The organism is Gemmatimonadaceae bacterium, from assembly GCA_016720905.1.
Taxonomy (GTDB): domain Bacteria; phylum Gemmatimonadota; class Gemmatimonadetes; order Gemmatimonadales; family Gemmatimonadaceae; genus Gemmatimonas.
In genome coordinates this window covers 118,612-133,406 of record JADKJT010000008.1, presented here as the reverse complement: position 1 = coordinate 133,406, position 14,795 = coordinate 118,612, and the positions used below count along the sequence as shown (strand labels likewise).

Annotated in this window: 10 protein-coding genes; 4 read left to right on the top strand and 6 right to left on the bottom strand. The window is 63.3% G+C overall.

From position 1 onward, the window contains the following. Positions 1-7: 7 nt before the first annotated feature. From IPP90_09170 to IPP90_09155, 4 genes are all read right to left on the bottom strand, one after another. Entirely contained in the window at positions 8-3,697 is a 3,690-nt protein-coding gene (locus IPP90_09170) for a TonB-dependent receptor (protein ID MBL0170885.1), read from the bottom strand. A 75-nt stretch (positions 3,698-3,772) separates the two neighbouring features. Further along, on the bottom strand, positions 3,773-4,714 hold the full coding sequence (murB, locus tag IPP90_09165; protein MBL0170884.1) for a UDP-N-acetylmuramate dehydrogenase: 942 nt from the start codon (positions 4,712-4,714) through the stop codon (positions 3,773-3,775). Continuing rightward, on the bottom strand, positions 4,711-5,136 hold the full coding sequence (locus tag IPP90_09160) for a hypothetical protein (GenBank protein MBL0170883.1): 426 nt from the start codon (positions 5,134-5,136) through the stop codon (positions 4,711-4,713). Before IPP90_09160 ends, murB begins: the two co-directional genes overlap by 4 nt. Before the next feature lie 44 nt (positions 5,137-5,180). After that, a complete protein-coding gene (locus tag IPP90_09155; protein ID MBL0170882.1) occupies positions 5,181-6,137 on the bottom strand; it encodes an alpha/beta hydrolase in 957 nt (318 codons plus the stop codon). 312 nt (positions 6,138-6,449) lie between these two features. Here IPP90_09155 and IPP90_09150 point away from each other — a divergent pair, with 312 nt between their 5' ends. The 3 genes from IPP90_09150 (at position 6,450) to IPP90_09140 (ending at position 10,709) form a co-directional block, all read left to right on the top strand. Beyond that, positions 6,450-7,760, top strand: coding sequence for an insulinase family protein (locus tag IPP90_09150; protein MBL0170881.1), 1,311 nt, complete (start codon positions 6,450-6,452; stop codon positions 7,758-7,760). A gap of 23 nt (positions 7,761-7,783) precedes the next feature. Then, positions 7,784-9,127, top strand: a complete 1,344-nt coding sequence (locus IPP90_09145) for an insulinase family protein (GenBank protein ID MBL0170880.1) — start codon at positions 7,784-7,786, stop codon at positions 9,125-9,127. 67 nt (positions 9,128-9,194) lie between these two features. Next, on the top strand, positions 9,195-10,709 hold the full coding sequence (locus tag IPP90_09140; protein ID MBL0170879.1) for a Gfo/Idh/MocA family oxidoreductase: 1,515 nt from the start codon (positions 9,195-9,197) through the stop codon (positions 10,707-10,709). A 7-nt stretch (positions 10,710-10,716) separates the two neighbouring features. Here IPP90_09140 and IPP90_09135 read toward each other — a convergent pair whose 3' ends face one another. After that, positions 10,717-12,294, bottom strand: coding sequence for a serine/threonine protein kinase (locus tag IPP90_09135; protein ID MBL0170878.1), 1,578 nt, complete (start codon positions 12,292-12,294; stop codon positions 10,717-10,719). 71 nt (positions 12,295-12,365) lie between these two features. Here IPP90_09135 and IPP90_09130 point away from each other — a divergent pair, with 71 nt between their 5' ends. Next, a complete protein-coding gene (locus IPP90_09130; GenBank protein ID MBL0170877.1) occupies positions 12,366-13,196 on the top strand; it encodes a D-hexose-6-phosphate mutarotase in 831 nt (276 codons plus the stop codon). On the opposite strand, the gene IPP90_09125 is transcribed toward IPP90_09130, so the two are convergent. Next, positions 13,186-14,781 carry a M20/M25/M40 family metallo-hydrolase gene (locus tag IPP90_09125; GenBank protein MBL0170876.1) on the bottom strand — a complete coding sequence of 532 codons (1,596 nt, stop codon included), beginning with the start codon at positions 14,779-14,781 and terminating at the stop codon, positions 13,186-13,188. The two genes, IPP90_09130 and IPP90_09125, sit on opposite strands and share 11 nt — an antisense overlap. Positions 14,782-14,795 lie beyond the last annotated feature (14 nt).

Sequence of the window (14,795 nt, the reverse complement as noted above, 5' to 3'; positions counted from 1 at the left end):
GAGAGGGCTAGCGCGCAGACGCACTGTTTCCGCCGGCCGTCCCGGAACGAATATTCGAGAGGTAACGTCGGTCGAGCGCGCTGGCGACGTATGGGGGCAGCTTGCGCCGCTGTTCCCTGGTGAGCAGCGCCTTTACCGTGGGTGCCACACTGATGAGCAGGTCGATGGACGCCTCACGCGCCTCCCGGTACAGCGCATACGCTTCGTCGTGGCGGTAGTTGTCCGGCAGCGCGGCGAGTCGCTTGGCCACCGGTGCCCAGATCGAATCGATGCGCACAATGAATCGCCGGTTGAGCGACGCCAGCGAGTCGGCCTGTGCGGCCGACAGCTTGAGTGTGTCCTGGTCGCGCAGAATGGTAGCCAGCGGATTCGGGATGCCGGCGCTGCTGAACTGCGCCTTGACTATCGACTCGATAGCCTTGACGCCATCGGTGCGGCGTCCGCGGTCGAGCGATTGGGTGAGCACCTGCCGCTCACGCGTCGGTGCGATGTCGTAGCGCAACATCATGGTGAGCGTGACCGGCGTACGAAATGTGTTGAAGGCCGGATTCGTGTTGCCGAACCGCTGGTTCACTTCGTACGTGTAACGTCCCGTGGCCGGATCGAAGCCACGCACATACAGCAGCGACGGATCGGCGAACACGGTCTGCCCCCAGCCCTTGCGCTTGTTTTCACCGTGCAACATCAGGTCGGCCGCACCCAGCGGGTTGGAGATGTTGAACGACAAGGTGGCGCGCTGTGGCATGCGCACCTTGAGCGGGTTGAGCGAAATGCTGAGGTTGGCCGTGGTGGTCCATGGTCCCTGACAACTATTCCGACCGGCCAGGCGACCGAGTTGCGACTCGAGGCACTCGCGGGCGCCGCGCGAACCGCCTTGCAGCAGGGAGCGCATGCCCGCTGCGACGGCGCCGTCGGTCGCCACCGCCGGATTGAACACGAACGCCCGATCATTGCCGAAACCATCGCCGTTCACGTCGCCGCCCACCACCGGCGTGTACGGCGTGCCGGAGCGCACCGTGCCGAACCAGTTGATGCGAATCAGGTCGAATGCATTGTAGCCGAGGTTGTAGGTAATCTGATGACGCGAGTCGAAGGTGGAGCGACCCCAATCGATACCCCTGGGATCGCCCGCCGTGCTGTTGAATCCGCGAAACTGCTCGCGGACGTTTGCATAGGTGTAACTCCCTCCCCAGCTCAATCCCGAACTGAAGTTGAGCGGCGAGATCCGCACGCTGATTTGCCGACTCACGGAATTGAGATCGGCCCGCTGTTCCGTGACGCGGGCGAACTGCCTGGCCACACGCGCATCGCCGCTGGCGATACCGCCAGTGAATGGAAAGATGCTGGACGGCAGCACGTACACGGGTCGATTGGCTTCATCAGCGAGCACGAATCGCTGCACGCCGGCGAAGTTGCGATCGACGAAGCTGCTTTGGTTGGTGTTGTACGAGTACGTGGCGTCGATTGTCGCCAACAGCCGGTTGTTCAGCACGGCGCCGCCCCACTGCAGGTTGGAGCGGATACTGCGTGGCGCGCGGTAGTCCTTCGCGAACAACACCACGTTGGGCGCACCGTTGGCGAACACGGTCCCCGTGCTGCCGTCGGCGCATCGATCGGGAATGGCGCTGGGATTGGTGTACGCGCTCCAATTGGGAACCGGGGTGGCTGGACCCGCACACACGAGCTGCTGCACGGCGCCGGGCAAGCCGGAGTTGTCGATGGCACTTCCCACCAGCGTGGCCTGCGGGGTGCTCTGGAACACGCCGATCCCACCACGCACCACGGCTCGCGGCCCGCGAAATGCGCCCGCGAAGGCGCCAATCTGTGTTGAGGTGCCGTAGGCCCAGGAGAACCCCGCCCTCGGGCTGACGAACACTCGATTGGGCACCAGATCGTTGCGCACACCAAGCAACTGCTCGACGCTGACATTGCGGGCGGGTGCGTCGGAAAACGCGTTGCCGTCGAGTCGTACGCCGTACTGAAATTGCACGGTGCTGGTACGTCGATACGAATCGCCCAACGACAGCGCACCCACCACAATACCCGCATCGCGCCGCCGGGGCACCAGCGAGCGCGTGTACGACAGCGGCAGCCCGGCCTGCAGGTCGGCCAGCGAGTTGTACGAAAAGGTGCCCAGTCGGTTGACGGTCTGATCCTGCGTGTTGCCGTCGCGACGCAGTTCACTGGTAAGCTTGAGCCGATGTTTGTTGTTGGCGCTGAACCAGGACAGCTGATTCATGCCACTGAAGCTCGTGGCCGACTGCGAGAGCCCCAGGAACTGATTGCCACCGAAGGCCAGTGTTTGCACGCCCGTGGTGCCATCGGCGAATGACGAATTCACCCGAACACGCCCCCCGGGCAGTGCCACGTACGGGGTTCCGTCGTTGTGCGAGGCGTTCACGCCAACTGATGTCTCGGTGAGAATGCCGATGCCGCGCACGGTGAGATAGGCACTCTGACGACCCTGCACACCGCCATTCCATCCGGTGCGCTCACCACTGGCCGTGGGAAGCGACGTGTTAAGTCCGGTGGCTGGATTCGCGCGATTCCAGCTGCCGTTGAAGGCGACGTTGAACGACTGGCCGCTGGTGGACGACGGCGGCGTGATGTCGACGGCGCCAAAGAGCGATCCCTGATCACCAATTCGGCTGCCGGGCAACGCCGAGTACGTGGTGGGCACATTGGCGGCTTGCAGCAACGACACCAGGCGACGCACCGAGTCGGCCGCGATGCCTGAGGCTTGCAGCCCCGTGGCATCGGTATTGAGCAGCGTCTGCAAATCGTTGCTGCGGCGACCCAACTGATAGGCCACGTTGTAGAAAGCCTTGTCATACACGAGTGGACCCGACACCGAGCCGCCCAGCGACAGGTTGGTGTACTCCTGGCCCAGCGAACGGGCGGCACGATCGGCCCACTGCATTTGCGGGGCATCGACGGTGCTGCTCAATCCCCGCACACTGAAGTTCGAGCCTGGGCGCGTGCGCAGGCTGAACTGCCCGCCACTGAATCCGCCGCGCGACACATCGTAGGGCGAGGTGATGAGCGAACTGATCACGCTGGCATCGCGTGGCAGGCCCGCGCCGCCAAAACTCATGCCGTTCAGGGTGGTGTTGTTCTGATCGGCACCAAGTCCCAGCACCGAAAACCCATTGGCGCCACCATCCTGTCCCGGCACCAGTTGCACCCCTGGCAACGTGGCCGCCATCGCGGCAAGATCGCCAAGCTGGTCCGGTGGCAACGCCAAATTGTTGCTGATCCGCTGCTCGGTGCCACTGACGTCGGGCTGCGTCTGATCATTGCGGCTCACCTTGTCGCGCGCGGCGGTCACCTTCAGCGCATCGAGCACCGTGCCCACTTTCGACAGTTTCGCGTCGGCGATGAGAATGTCCTCGTCGGCGGCGCGCTTCACCTCGAATCGCTTGAGTCCGTATCCCAGCGCGGTGAGGGTGACGAGGTAGTCGCCATCCCCGCCGGGGAAGGTGACGGTGAAGCGCCCCTGTTTGTCGCTGCGCGCGGTGCGATTGACGTTGCCGGAGATGGAGGTCACCACGACGGTAACATTTTCCAGCGGGGCGTTGTCGGGGCCGGTGATGCGGCCGCGGATGACGTCGACCTGCTGCGCCTGCACTACGTGCGGCGAGGCAACGAGTGAAAGCGCGAGCAGCAACCGGAAGGGAACAAGACGGCGAAGGGTCACAACGACAGATTCGGGTGGAAGGGCGCTCGATCGATATACGCCTGACCCGTCATACCCGTTTCGACCACAATCGCTCTAGAACTCGCCGATGAATCCGATTTCCGGTTCCAGATGATATCCGAAGCGCTCCAAAACCGCCCGTTGGGCGTGCGCAATAAGTGCCCGCACATCCGCCGCCGTGGCCTGGCCCAGATTCACGAGGATATTGGCGTGGATGTGGGAGATCTGCGCGTCACCCACGCGAAAGCCCTTCAGCCCGCACTGATCAATGAGTCGGCCCGCCCCCACGCCCTCGATCTTCTTGAAGATCGAGCCGGCACTGGGGTGAATGGCCAGCCACGGATGCCGGGACCCGCGCCACGAGAGGTTTTCCTGCAACACGCGGTGCAGATCGGCGGGATCACGCGGTTCCAATTGGAAGCGCGCCGACAACACCACGTCGCGACGATGATGAAACACGGACTCGTCGTATCCGAATTGCACGTAGTCGGCACCCACGTCGCGACGCGACTCGTCCTCACCAAGGATTTCGCACGACACAAATCGTTCGGCGATGAACATGGTGCGATCGCGCTCGGGGGCCGGCGAAAGAAAATGCAGGTTCTGCCACAGCGCACCACCAACCGTACTTGGAATGCCCACATAGTGCTCAAGCCCCGACCATCCCTGACGCACGGTCTCAAGCACCAGATCCTGCACAACGGCCCCACTCTCTGACCACAGCAGGCCATCGGTGCCCAGGGAATGGGCCACGGCGCGGTTGCGGATTACCAGACCGCGCACGCCCTGGTCACCCACCAGGATGTTGGCCCCAAGTCCCAGCACGAACCACGGAATCCCAATGGCCCGCGCCTGCGTCACCGCGGTCGCGAGGTCATCGGCCGATGTCGCTTCATAGAACACGTCCGCCGGCCCCCCGATGCGAAACGTGGTGTAGGGAGCGAGCGGCTCGCGGATGTATAGCCGGCTATCGTCGAGCGGTGCGCTGAGGGCGTCGGCGATCTGTTCCGGGGTCACTTTCGCTTATTGATGGTGGTCACTTCGATCACACCCAGTTCATGACCTGGGCCGCGCATTTGAATGGCACGATTCTGGTCGAGAAACTTCATTTCGACGATGGTGGCCGCCTTCACCGTCTTCAAGTCTTCGGTCGACGGCTGTCTGATGTCGTCGATATACACCACGACCTCAGTGGCGCCACCGCCAGCGCTTGAGGCGTTCGAAGACGCCGTGCGGCCCATCATCGGAGTGAGCCAATGTGCGCGCATCGTGCGAATGGCGTCGAACGCGGTATTGACGCTCGACGGTGCCTCGGCCAGATCATCCCGGGTAATGCGGGCACGGTCACCCCGCTGCTTCTTCGCCTGCGCCTGGAGCGCCTCCGGAAAGACACAGCAGACGAGGGCAAGCAGCAGCACGACAAATGTCGATCGGCGCATCGGAAGCCTCAGCTCAGGCAGGTCGGGAGGGAAAGTGGTGTCGGTCACGGCACAGGAAGCGCGCGCAGTGGTTGCGCGGTAATGAACTGCTGGAGCTTGGCGTTCACTATCGCCGCTTGCTCAATATGAGGCAGGTGTCCGGACGAATCGACCGGGAAGAAGTCCACCAACGGAACGTTCGTGCGGACCACCTCGGACAGCGCGATGGGAACGGTCTGATCCTGCTTACCCCAGATCAGGAGCACCGGCACGCTGGTCTTGGCGACACCGGCGAACAGCGCTCCGAAATCCGTGTGACTCATGGTGACGGCACTGCGCAGCAACGATCGACCGAAACCGTTGTACCGCATCTGGGGACGGTATTGATCCGCCCAGGTGGGATAGTGTTCGGGGTGCAAGAAGTCCGAGTACTGACCCTCGGCCTTGCCGGGAATCTGGGTGACTTGCCAGATCCAGGGACCGAGAACCGGCAGGGTCAGGAATCCCGGCAATGGCGAAGAGGACGCGGCAGGATCAACCAGCGTGAGCGTACGTACACGCCGCGCATGGCCCGCGACATAGTGCGCTGTCACGAATCCACCGAACGAGAGGCCCACCAAATTGACGGGCTGCGTGACGTGCAATGAATCGAGCAACTCATCGATCTGGGCATCGTACATCGGGCCGTCATACGCGGCATCGGGACGGTCGGACCACCCACGGCCATAGAGATCGTAGCGAATGACCCGATAGCCCGCTGCTCCAAGGGCCGAAAAGGTGGAGTCCCAGATGTACATGGGAACCGAGAAGCCGTGCACCAGCAAGACGACGCGCCCGGTGTCCGGCCCGGACACGTCGTAGTGTGTCGCACCGCGTGAGAGCGTGACGAAGTGTCCGGGCACGCCTGCGCGGGCGGTGGCGTCCATGGCACCCCGTTCGGGATTCTTCCACGCACCGTACCCAATGACACCGACGCCGAGGAGCGCGAGGGCAAACGCGGTGATACGGAGGGTACGGGGCATTGCGGGTCTCGTCGTCGGAAGAACAGAGATGGGACTTCCACAATATCGCGTACGCTGGCGGCATCGTCCATCATGGTGTCATCCTACAGGATGCCGACCGGACCCCGACTGCCTGCTACGGGGTATCGAGCCCACGCCCGTAGCTGTCGCCACTCACCCACTCGTCCTCGAATGTCCGCTTTCGCACGCGTCCGTACGCGACGTCTCCCGATCCGAGCACGGCATCTCTGGTTGGCCGCTTTGATGATCGCCGCCGTTTCAGCCGCCCTGCCGCGTATGCTACCGGCCCAGTCTCGCGCCGAGCTCGACAAAGTGCTGCGCCGCAGGGTGCTGGTGAACGGCCTGGAGGTCATTGTCGTGGAGAATCACGGCGTGCCGATTGCCACGCTGGAGATTGACGTGCGCAATGGGGCGTTCACCCAGGCGCCCGAGTACGCCGGGCTGGCACACATGTACGAGCACATGTTTTTCAAGGCCAACAAGGACCTGCCCGAACCGGACATGTTCACCGATCGCGCGGCAGAACTGGGCGCGGTGTTCAACGGCAGTACGCGAGAAGAGGTGGTGAACTACTACCTCACCCTGCCGGCTGACTCGCTCGAAGGCGGCCTGCGCTTTTTAGCCAGTGCGCTCCGCAATCCGCTGTTTCGCGAGGATGAACTCAAGCGCGAAAAGGTGGTGGTTCTGGGCGAGTATGACCGTAACGAGGCTGAGCCGGGGTTCGAGCTGATCCAGAAGTCCACCGAGTTTCTGTATCCCGGCCAGTCGAGTCGCAAGAACACCATCGGGGATCGCGACGTGATTGCCAACGTCACGCCGGAAAAGATGCGCTACATCCAGAAGAAGTACTACGTTCCCAACAACAGCACGCTGATTGTCACGGGCGATGTCGATCCCGACAAAGTCTTTGCGCTGGCCGAGCGGATCTATGGCGACTGGCCGCGTGGCGCCGACCCCTTTGTGGCCGACCCGATTCCGCCTATTCCGGCGCTGGAGGGCAACAAGGCGCTGATTATTGAGCAGCCCATCAATGCCGTGGCGGTGCTCATCCAGTGGCAAGGGCCAAGCGTCGGCAAAGATCCGGCCTCCACGTATGCGGCCGACGTGTTCAGCGACGCGCTCAACACCCCGGGTTCAACATTCCAGAAGAATCTGGTCGATACGGGCCTCTGGCAGGGCATCGGCGTGAACTACTACACACTCAATCAGGTGGGGCCGATCTCCATCAGCGGGCAGACCACGCCTGACAAGTTGCGACCAGCGCTGGCCGCCTTGGAGCGCGAGATTGCGCGCTTCACCGATCCCACCTACGTCACGCCGCGTGAGCTTGAGGCCGTGAAAGCGCAGCGCACCACCACCAGCGCCTTTGGCATCGAGAAGGCGTCGGAGATTGCGCACACCATCGGGTTCTGGTGGAGCGTGGCCAGTCTCAACTACTTCATGGGTTACACCGACCAAATGGCGCAGCAACGCATAACCGATCTCATGCGCTACACGACCACGTATGTCAAAGGCAAGCCGCGCGTGACGAGCATCTTGCTGTCGCCCGAAGCACGGAAATCCATCAAGCTGACCGAACAGGAATTGCTGACGCCGGCGACCCGCCCCGTGGTGCGCCCGTGAACCGCGCCCACAGGCTGGTGACGATGCTGACATTCTTGCCGACGGCGCTTGTCGCGCAGGCCACGGCAACACGCCCCGCACCCGCTCGGCCCATCGCGGCCCCGGCGGTTTCCGTGGCAACCGGAGCAGAGGATACGCTCACGACACGCTTCGATGTCGCCGGGATCCCGGTCATCCTGCGTCGCGTGTCGGCCAACAATGTGGTGGCCGCCAATCTGTATTTGCTGGGCGGCGTGCGACAGTTGACGCCAGCCACCCAAGGCATCGAGAACTTCCTGCTCGAGGCCACCGAGCACGGCACGGCCAAGTACTCGCGTGATGTGCTGCGCGGCAAGATGGCGTTGCTGGGCAGCGCGATTGGCGTCAGCCCGGGTGTCGACTGGACGGCCATCGGGCTGCGGTCAACCGTGACCAACTTCGATTCCACCTGGGCCATTCTCGCCGATCGGTTGCTCGCGCCAACGTTGGACCCTGCCGAGGTGGAGTTGGTGCGCGAGCAGTACGTCACCGGGGTGCGGCAGCGGAAGGACAGCCCCGACGCGCTGCTCGACTACCTGGCCGACAGCATTGCGTTTTCGGGGCATCCGTATGCGTTGGACGCGGTGGGTACCGAGGCGTCGCTGACCAAACTCACCGTGGCCGATCTCAAAGCGTATCGTACGGAACAGCTGGTGACGTCGCGCATGCTGCTGGTGGTGGTGGGCAATGTGTCGCGCACGCGTGTGGAGAAACTGGTGCGCGAGAGCATCGGTCGCCTGCCGCGAGGCGGCTATGTCTGGTCGCTCCCGCCGGCACCAAAGGAACAGAAAGGCGCCTACGTAATCGAGAAGCGTCCCCTGCCCACCAACTACCTGCAAGGGTATTTCCTGGGGCCACCGGCCAATTCAAAGGACTACGCGGCGTTGCGCCTGGCCTGCGCGGTGGTCTCAGGGCGCCTGTTCGCCGAAGTCCGTTCCAAGCGGAACCTGACCTATTCGGTGAACGCGCCGTTCGTGGAGCGCGCGTTGTCGATGGGCGGTTTGTATGTGACCACCACGTCGCCCGACGAAGTGCTGAACATCATGCTGGAGCAGGTGCAGGCGATGAAGAACGGCGAGATCACCGAAGACGGTCTTGAGCGTTTGGTGCAACAATTCATCGTCACGTACTTTCTGGACAACGAAACGAATGCCGACCAGGCCAACATGCTGGCTCGTGCGGAGTTGTATCAGGGCGACTTCCGGCGTGCCGGCAAGTTTGTCGAGGAATTGCGCGCGGTCACACCGGCGGACATCCGGAATGCGGCGCGCACCTATATGGTGAACGTCCGCTGGGCGTATGTGGGTGACCCATCGCGTGTGACGCCGGCCCGCCTGCTGCGCTTCTGACGCTGGCGGGAGGGGCTGACTGGGCGTAGAGTAGGGGGCGAATCTCTCCCCCTTTCTCCGCGATCCCATGTCCTCTCCCGTCTCGCGTCGCGATTTTGTTGCCGGTTCGACCACCCTCGCGTTGGGCGCCATGATTGTGCCGCGCTCAGTGCTGGGTGGCGTCGGCTACCGCGCTCCCAGCGCCAAACTGAACATCGCCATGGTTGGCATCGGCGGCATGGGCATGAGCAACATGTCGCAGTTGCTGTCCGAGAATATTGTGGCCATCTGCGATGTGGACTTTCCCTACGTCGAGCGATCGCTGCAGGGGCGCATCAAGCCGCGTACTGGAGAGCCGACACCGCAGAACGTGCAGCTGGGTGAGGCCTATACCAAGGCCACGAAGTACGACGACTACCGCAAGATGCTTGAGCAGAAGGACATCGATGCGGTGCTGATCGCCACACCAGACCATATGCATGCCACCATCGCGCTGGCCGCGATGCAGCTGGGCAAGCATGTGTACGTGCAGAAGCCGTTGGCCTATTCGGTGCACGAAACCCGACTGCTGTCCAAGGCGGCGGCGGCCAATCCGAATCTGGCCACGCAGATGGGCAATCAAGGTCACTCCATGGAGGGGTCGCACCGCATCAGCGAGATCATCAATTCGGGATTGCTGGGCAAGATTCACGAGGTGCACGTCTGGACTGACCGCCCGGTGCGCTACTGGGCGCAGGGCATCCCGCGTCCGCGGGCGGCCAATGCGCCCGCACCAACCACGCCACCGAATCCGCGTCCGCAGTGGAACATGGGTACCGTGGACAACGCGGTGCGTGCAGCCATGGCCGCCAACGATCAAACGCCACCGCCGGGACTGAACTGGGATTTGTTTCTGGGATGCGCCCCGGAGATTGCCTACCATCCGTCGTATCATCCGTTCGCCTGGCGCGGGTGGCTGGACTTCGGCGTCGGGGCCATCGGCGATATGGGTGCCCATCTCATCGATCAGCCGTATACGTCGCTGGGACTCACCACGCCCACCAGCATCGTCGCGTCATCGAGCCCCTGGGGCGGCGGCGAAAAGACGCCGGCGACATACCCGATGGCCACCTTCGTCCAATACGACTATCCGGCGGTTGGCAAACGCGGACCGGTGAAGCTCTACTGGTATGACGGCGGTCTCATGCCCCCGCGTCCGGCGCTGTTGCCCGATGATGCGCCGATGGCCAACCCCGGCAGTGATGGCGGCGGCGGGGTTTTTATTGGCGAGAAGGGCATCATGTTCTACGAGACCTATGGCAATAAGCCGCGCATCTATCCGGAGTCGCTGGCACAGAAAGCCGAGAAGTTGGCCGTGACGCTGCCCCGCATTACGGTCTCGCACGAAATGAACTGGGTGGCTGCGGCCAAGGGCGAGGCCAAGTCCAGTTCGCCGTTCTCGCTCGCTGCACCACTCACGGAAACCATGCTGCTGGGTATCGCGGCACTGCGAGCCGGTCAGGGTCGCAAGGTGTTGTACGATGGCCCCGCGATGAACATCACCAACATCCCCGAGGCCAATCAGTTCCTCACGCGCCAGTACCGCAAAGGATGGGAACTGTAGCGCGCGCCTAAGGCGCTTGGATATCCCGCTCGAGGCGCGTCACCCGCGCCTCGAGCGCGGTGATCCGTGCGTCTGCTGTCACGCCCGGCGCCATGGGCGCGGGAGCGGCCACACGGCGGGCCGGGTTCGATATCGCCACTGCACCCGATATGCCAAGAATCCGCCGTCCGACTGGTCCGAGCCATATGCGTCGGAAGAACCGTTCGTCGGCTGGCGCCTTGAGTGGATTGCGCACGAATAGCACCATGCCGAAGCCGAAACTGATAATGCCCGAGAAGATCAGGACGATGCCCAATGGCGGCGTGATGTCCCGACCGTCCACGACGTAGCGAGTGGCGAGTCCGCCGACAAACATCCCAACGGCACCCAGAAGCAACACGATGGCCATGCGCGCCGTGTAGCGACGCTGGCGCACCACGATCGCATTGGCGCGCAATTGCTGACGGCGTGCCTCCCGCTCGGCGAGTACTGCCACCAATCCGCGGTGGATCTCCTGAGACGTGAAGCCATCGGCGCGAATTCGACGGATCTCGGAGCGGGACTGCAACACACGGCCCGCCAGAACCGCCATCATCGCCAGACTTGGCAGGAGTGGCGTGAGATTTCGCTGCGCACGCGACAGCACGCCCAGCGAGGTCAAGCCGAACAGTGTTGCAAAGAGCAGCACTAAGAGCAGCATGTTGAGATCATTGGCGAACAGACGAATCGCGAGCGGGATCTCGGGGGCGGCGGCCTGCGCCGCATCGAGCGCCTCGATGAGCGCAGCCGCACTGGCGTATCGTTGAGTGCGTTCCTTCGTGAGACAACGATCAATCGCCGTGGCCAGCGCCGGTGGCAAATCACCACGCACCGAGACCATCGGTGGCAAGGCCTCGGTGAGTTGGCGCACCAGCACGCGGGCCGCGCTCTCACCACCAAACGCCACCGTGCCGGTCACGCCAAAATGCGCCACCAATCCCAGCGAATACAGATCGCTGCGACCGTCCAGCTCCTCGCCAGTGGCCTGCTCGGGGCTCATGTACTCCGGGGTGCCGACCACTTCACCCACGCGTGTCATTCCGGGTTGCGAAGCGGGCGCGGCGCCGATCGATCTCGCTACGCCAAAATCCATGAGGAGCGCGCGCCCCGTTGCGCGCTCGATCATGATGTTATCGGGCTTGATGTCGCGATGGACCACGCCGCGTCCGTGCGCATACGCCAGCGCGTACGCGACGTCCAGCAACAGCCGAACCGTCTCCCGCACGGACAACGGTCCGGCGCGCCGGACGCGCTCCGCCAGACTTTCCCCCTCCACAAATCCCATCACGAAGGCCAACGACTGCCCGTGCTCCTCGACCGCATACACGGGCACAATATTCGGATGCGAAAAGCTCGCCGCCACCTTCACTTCGCGCAGGAACCGCTCGCGCAGCGCGGGATCGTTGGCGAACTCCTCCGGCAGTTCCTTGATCGCCACCAGTCGATCAAGCTGCAGGTCGCGGGCCAGATACACGGCACCCATGCCGCCCCGTCCCAGCAATCGTTCAACCCGATAGCGACCGGACAGTCGGGTTTCCAGTTCCGAGGGGGCGGGAGATCCGGGCATGGCGCCTATCTTACGGCATGATGCCGTGCCCCGCGAGGCACCTGCCCCAACCACATGATTCGTGGCCGCCCATGATTCCCACGGAGTTCCCGTCACTGCACCTCAGGTCGCCCGATGGCGCCCACGCCACCATTGCGCTCGACGGCGGACATGTCACCTCGTGGGTTCCCGCCACTGAACACGAAAACCGCTTGTTCGTCAGCGCGCGCTCCACCTATGGTCCCGGCAAGGCCATTCGCGGCGGAATCCCTGTGATCTTTCCGCAGTTCGGGGCATTCGGATCGCTGCGCCAGCATGGCTTCGCTCGGCTGTGCCGATGGACGGTGGATGGGTCCAGGACCTTCGCTGGTGCCGGTCGCGGTCAGCTGCATTTGTCAGACTCCGACGACACGCGGACACAGTGGCCGCACGCGTTTTCTGCCGACCTGTCTATCGTGGTCGAGGGCGTCGCACTGGCCGTGGCGATGACCATTCGCAACACGGATACCTCACCCATCGCGTTTACGGCCGCCTTTCATCCCTACTTCGCCGTCCGCGATGCGTTCACAACGCGCGTTGAGGGGCTCTCAGGCTGTCGCTATCGCGACAGCCTGTTGGAAGGACAAATGGTCGTGGAGGCGGCACCAGTGCTTCAGATCACCGGTCCGCTGGACCGCATTTACTCCAACGCACCAGACCGACTGGTCATTCGCGATGGAGCGCGGTCCATCATCATTGAGAAGAGCGGATTCCCCGAAGCGGTCGTGTGGAATCCGGGTATTGAAGGTACTCGCTCGCGTGCCGACTTCGCCGAGGGCGAGGAACAGGGGATGCTGTGTGTCGAAGCCGCCGCTATTCAGCATCCGATTGTCCTCGCCCCGGACGAGTCGTGGACGGGCACGCAGCGAATGACTACGGCGTGATCGGAGTCTTGCGCGGAAACAACCCCGCGCGATTCGCCGCGTGATACACAAATGAGGCGATGACCGCCGAGTTGAGTTTCATGTCGGCCTCCTGCACGCGCTCGTAGGTGTCCATGTTGGAGTGGTGTGTCCGGGTGCCGTATTCCACTTCATCCTGAATGAACTGGAAGCCGGGCAGACCAATGCCGTCAAAAGACAGGTGATCGGTACCACCGGTGTTGGACAACGTCACGGTTGTCACGCCCTTGTCTTCGAACGGCTTCATCCAGGCGTTGAAGATGGGAGCCGCCGCCGCGTTGCCTTGCTCGAACACGCCGCGAATGGCGCCGGTGCCGTTGTCGAGGTTGAAGTACGCCGAGAACTTCGCAGCGTCGGCCTTCAGCGAGTCGCGAACCCCATAGTGCTCCCTGACCCACGCACGCGACCCCAGCAGGCCCTGCTCCTCGCCGGTCCAGAGTGCGATGCGAATGGTGCGTTTCGGCTTGAGGCCGCTGGCCGTGAGAATGCGCACGGCTTCGAGCATGGCGGCCGAGCCGGCGGCGTTGTCCGTGGCTCCGGTGCCGGCGTGCCATGAATCAAAATGCGCGCCCAGCATCACGACTTCGTTCTTGAGCACCGGATCGGTGCCGGGAATCTCGGCGATGATGTTAAACGACGTCAGATCGGCATCGTAGAACGTGTTCTTGATGTCGAGTTCGATGGCCACCGGAATGTTCTTCTCGAGCGTGCGCAGCATACGCCCATAGTGTTCGATGGCCACGGTGATCACCGGCGTCGTGGCCGGCTTGAGCGGATCGCGCGACGCGCCGTTGGGCGTGAACACCGTGCCTCCGTCTCCGCGACCCGGCTCGAGAATAGCTCCGACATGTTCGTCGTCAATGAATGCGCGACGTCGCACGGCGATGGCCTGTTGTGCCTGCAACTGGCGTTGCGCCAGACTATCGGCCGCTGTGCGCGGTCCGGACTGCCGTGGGCCCTGGGCATTGGGCGTCGGCACGGGCGCCGCCGCCATGCGCGCCAGGTCATCGTCGCTGCGACGGGACGCGAGCGGCACGAATCGCGGATCGACCGCCCGCATGGGGGCGAGCATCACGACCTTGCCGGCCAGCTGTCCTCGGTACCGCGCGAAATCTGCTTCGCTGTCAATACGAACGTACACCACGTTCCCCTTCAGCAGCCCATTGGTGCCTGGTGTCCAGGCCTGTGGGTAGCCGATGACCGAGAACGCGACGGGGCCGGTGACCTGTGCGTAAAACTTGTCGTTGGTCCAGCCGCGTCCAAACGGAAAATTCTCGAGATGGGTGTTGGCAAGTCCCCACCCTTTGAGTTGTGACATCGTATAGTCGGCGGCACGGCGCGCCGTCGGCGAACCTGTCAGTCGCGGCCCATGCACGTCAGTGAGATACGACATGAGCGACATCACTTGCGAGCGATTGAACGCCTCGTCACGGATTCTGGCGACGGCTGCAGCGTCGACGGGTTCGCCCTGCGCCGACAGGGGCACAGCAGACAGTGCGCTCAGCGCGCACAGCAGAGACAGCGTCGCGCGCCGTCGGACCATGAGACGGAAGACTGCAGACGACATGTGAACTCCGGTGG

Bases quoted from the DNA above. Each gene is read 5' to 3' on its own strand.
- IPP90_09145 (MBL0170880.1), top strand. From the start codon at position 7,784: ATGCTGACATTCTTGCCGACGGCGCTTGTCGCGCAGGCCACGGCAACA.
- IPP90_09135 (MBL0170878.1), bottom strand. From the start codon at position 12,294: ATGCCCGGATCTCCCGCCCCCTCGGAACTGGAAACCCGACTGTCCGGT.
- IPP90_09155 (MBL0170882.1), bottom strand. From the start codon at position 6,137: ATGCCCCGTACCCTCCGTATCACCGCGTTTGCCCTCGCGCTCCTCGGC.
- IPP90_09140 (MBL0170879.1), top strand. From the start codon at position 9,195: ATGTCCTCTCCCGTCTCGCGTCGCGATTTTGTTGCCGGTTCGACCACC.
- IPP90_09125 (MBL0170876.1), bottom strand. From the start codon at position 14,781: ATGTCGTCTGCAGTCTTCCGTCTCATGGTCCGACGGCGCGCGACGCTG.
- IPP90_09160 (MBL0170883.1), bottom strand. From the start codon at position 5,136: ATGCGCCGATCGACATTTGTCGTGCTGCTGCTTGCCCTCGTCTGCTGT.
- IPP90_09130 (MBL0170877.1), top strand. From the start codon at position 12,366: ATGATTCCCACGGAGTTCCCGTCACTGCACCTCAGGTCGCCCGATGGC.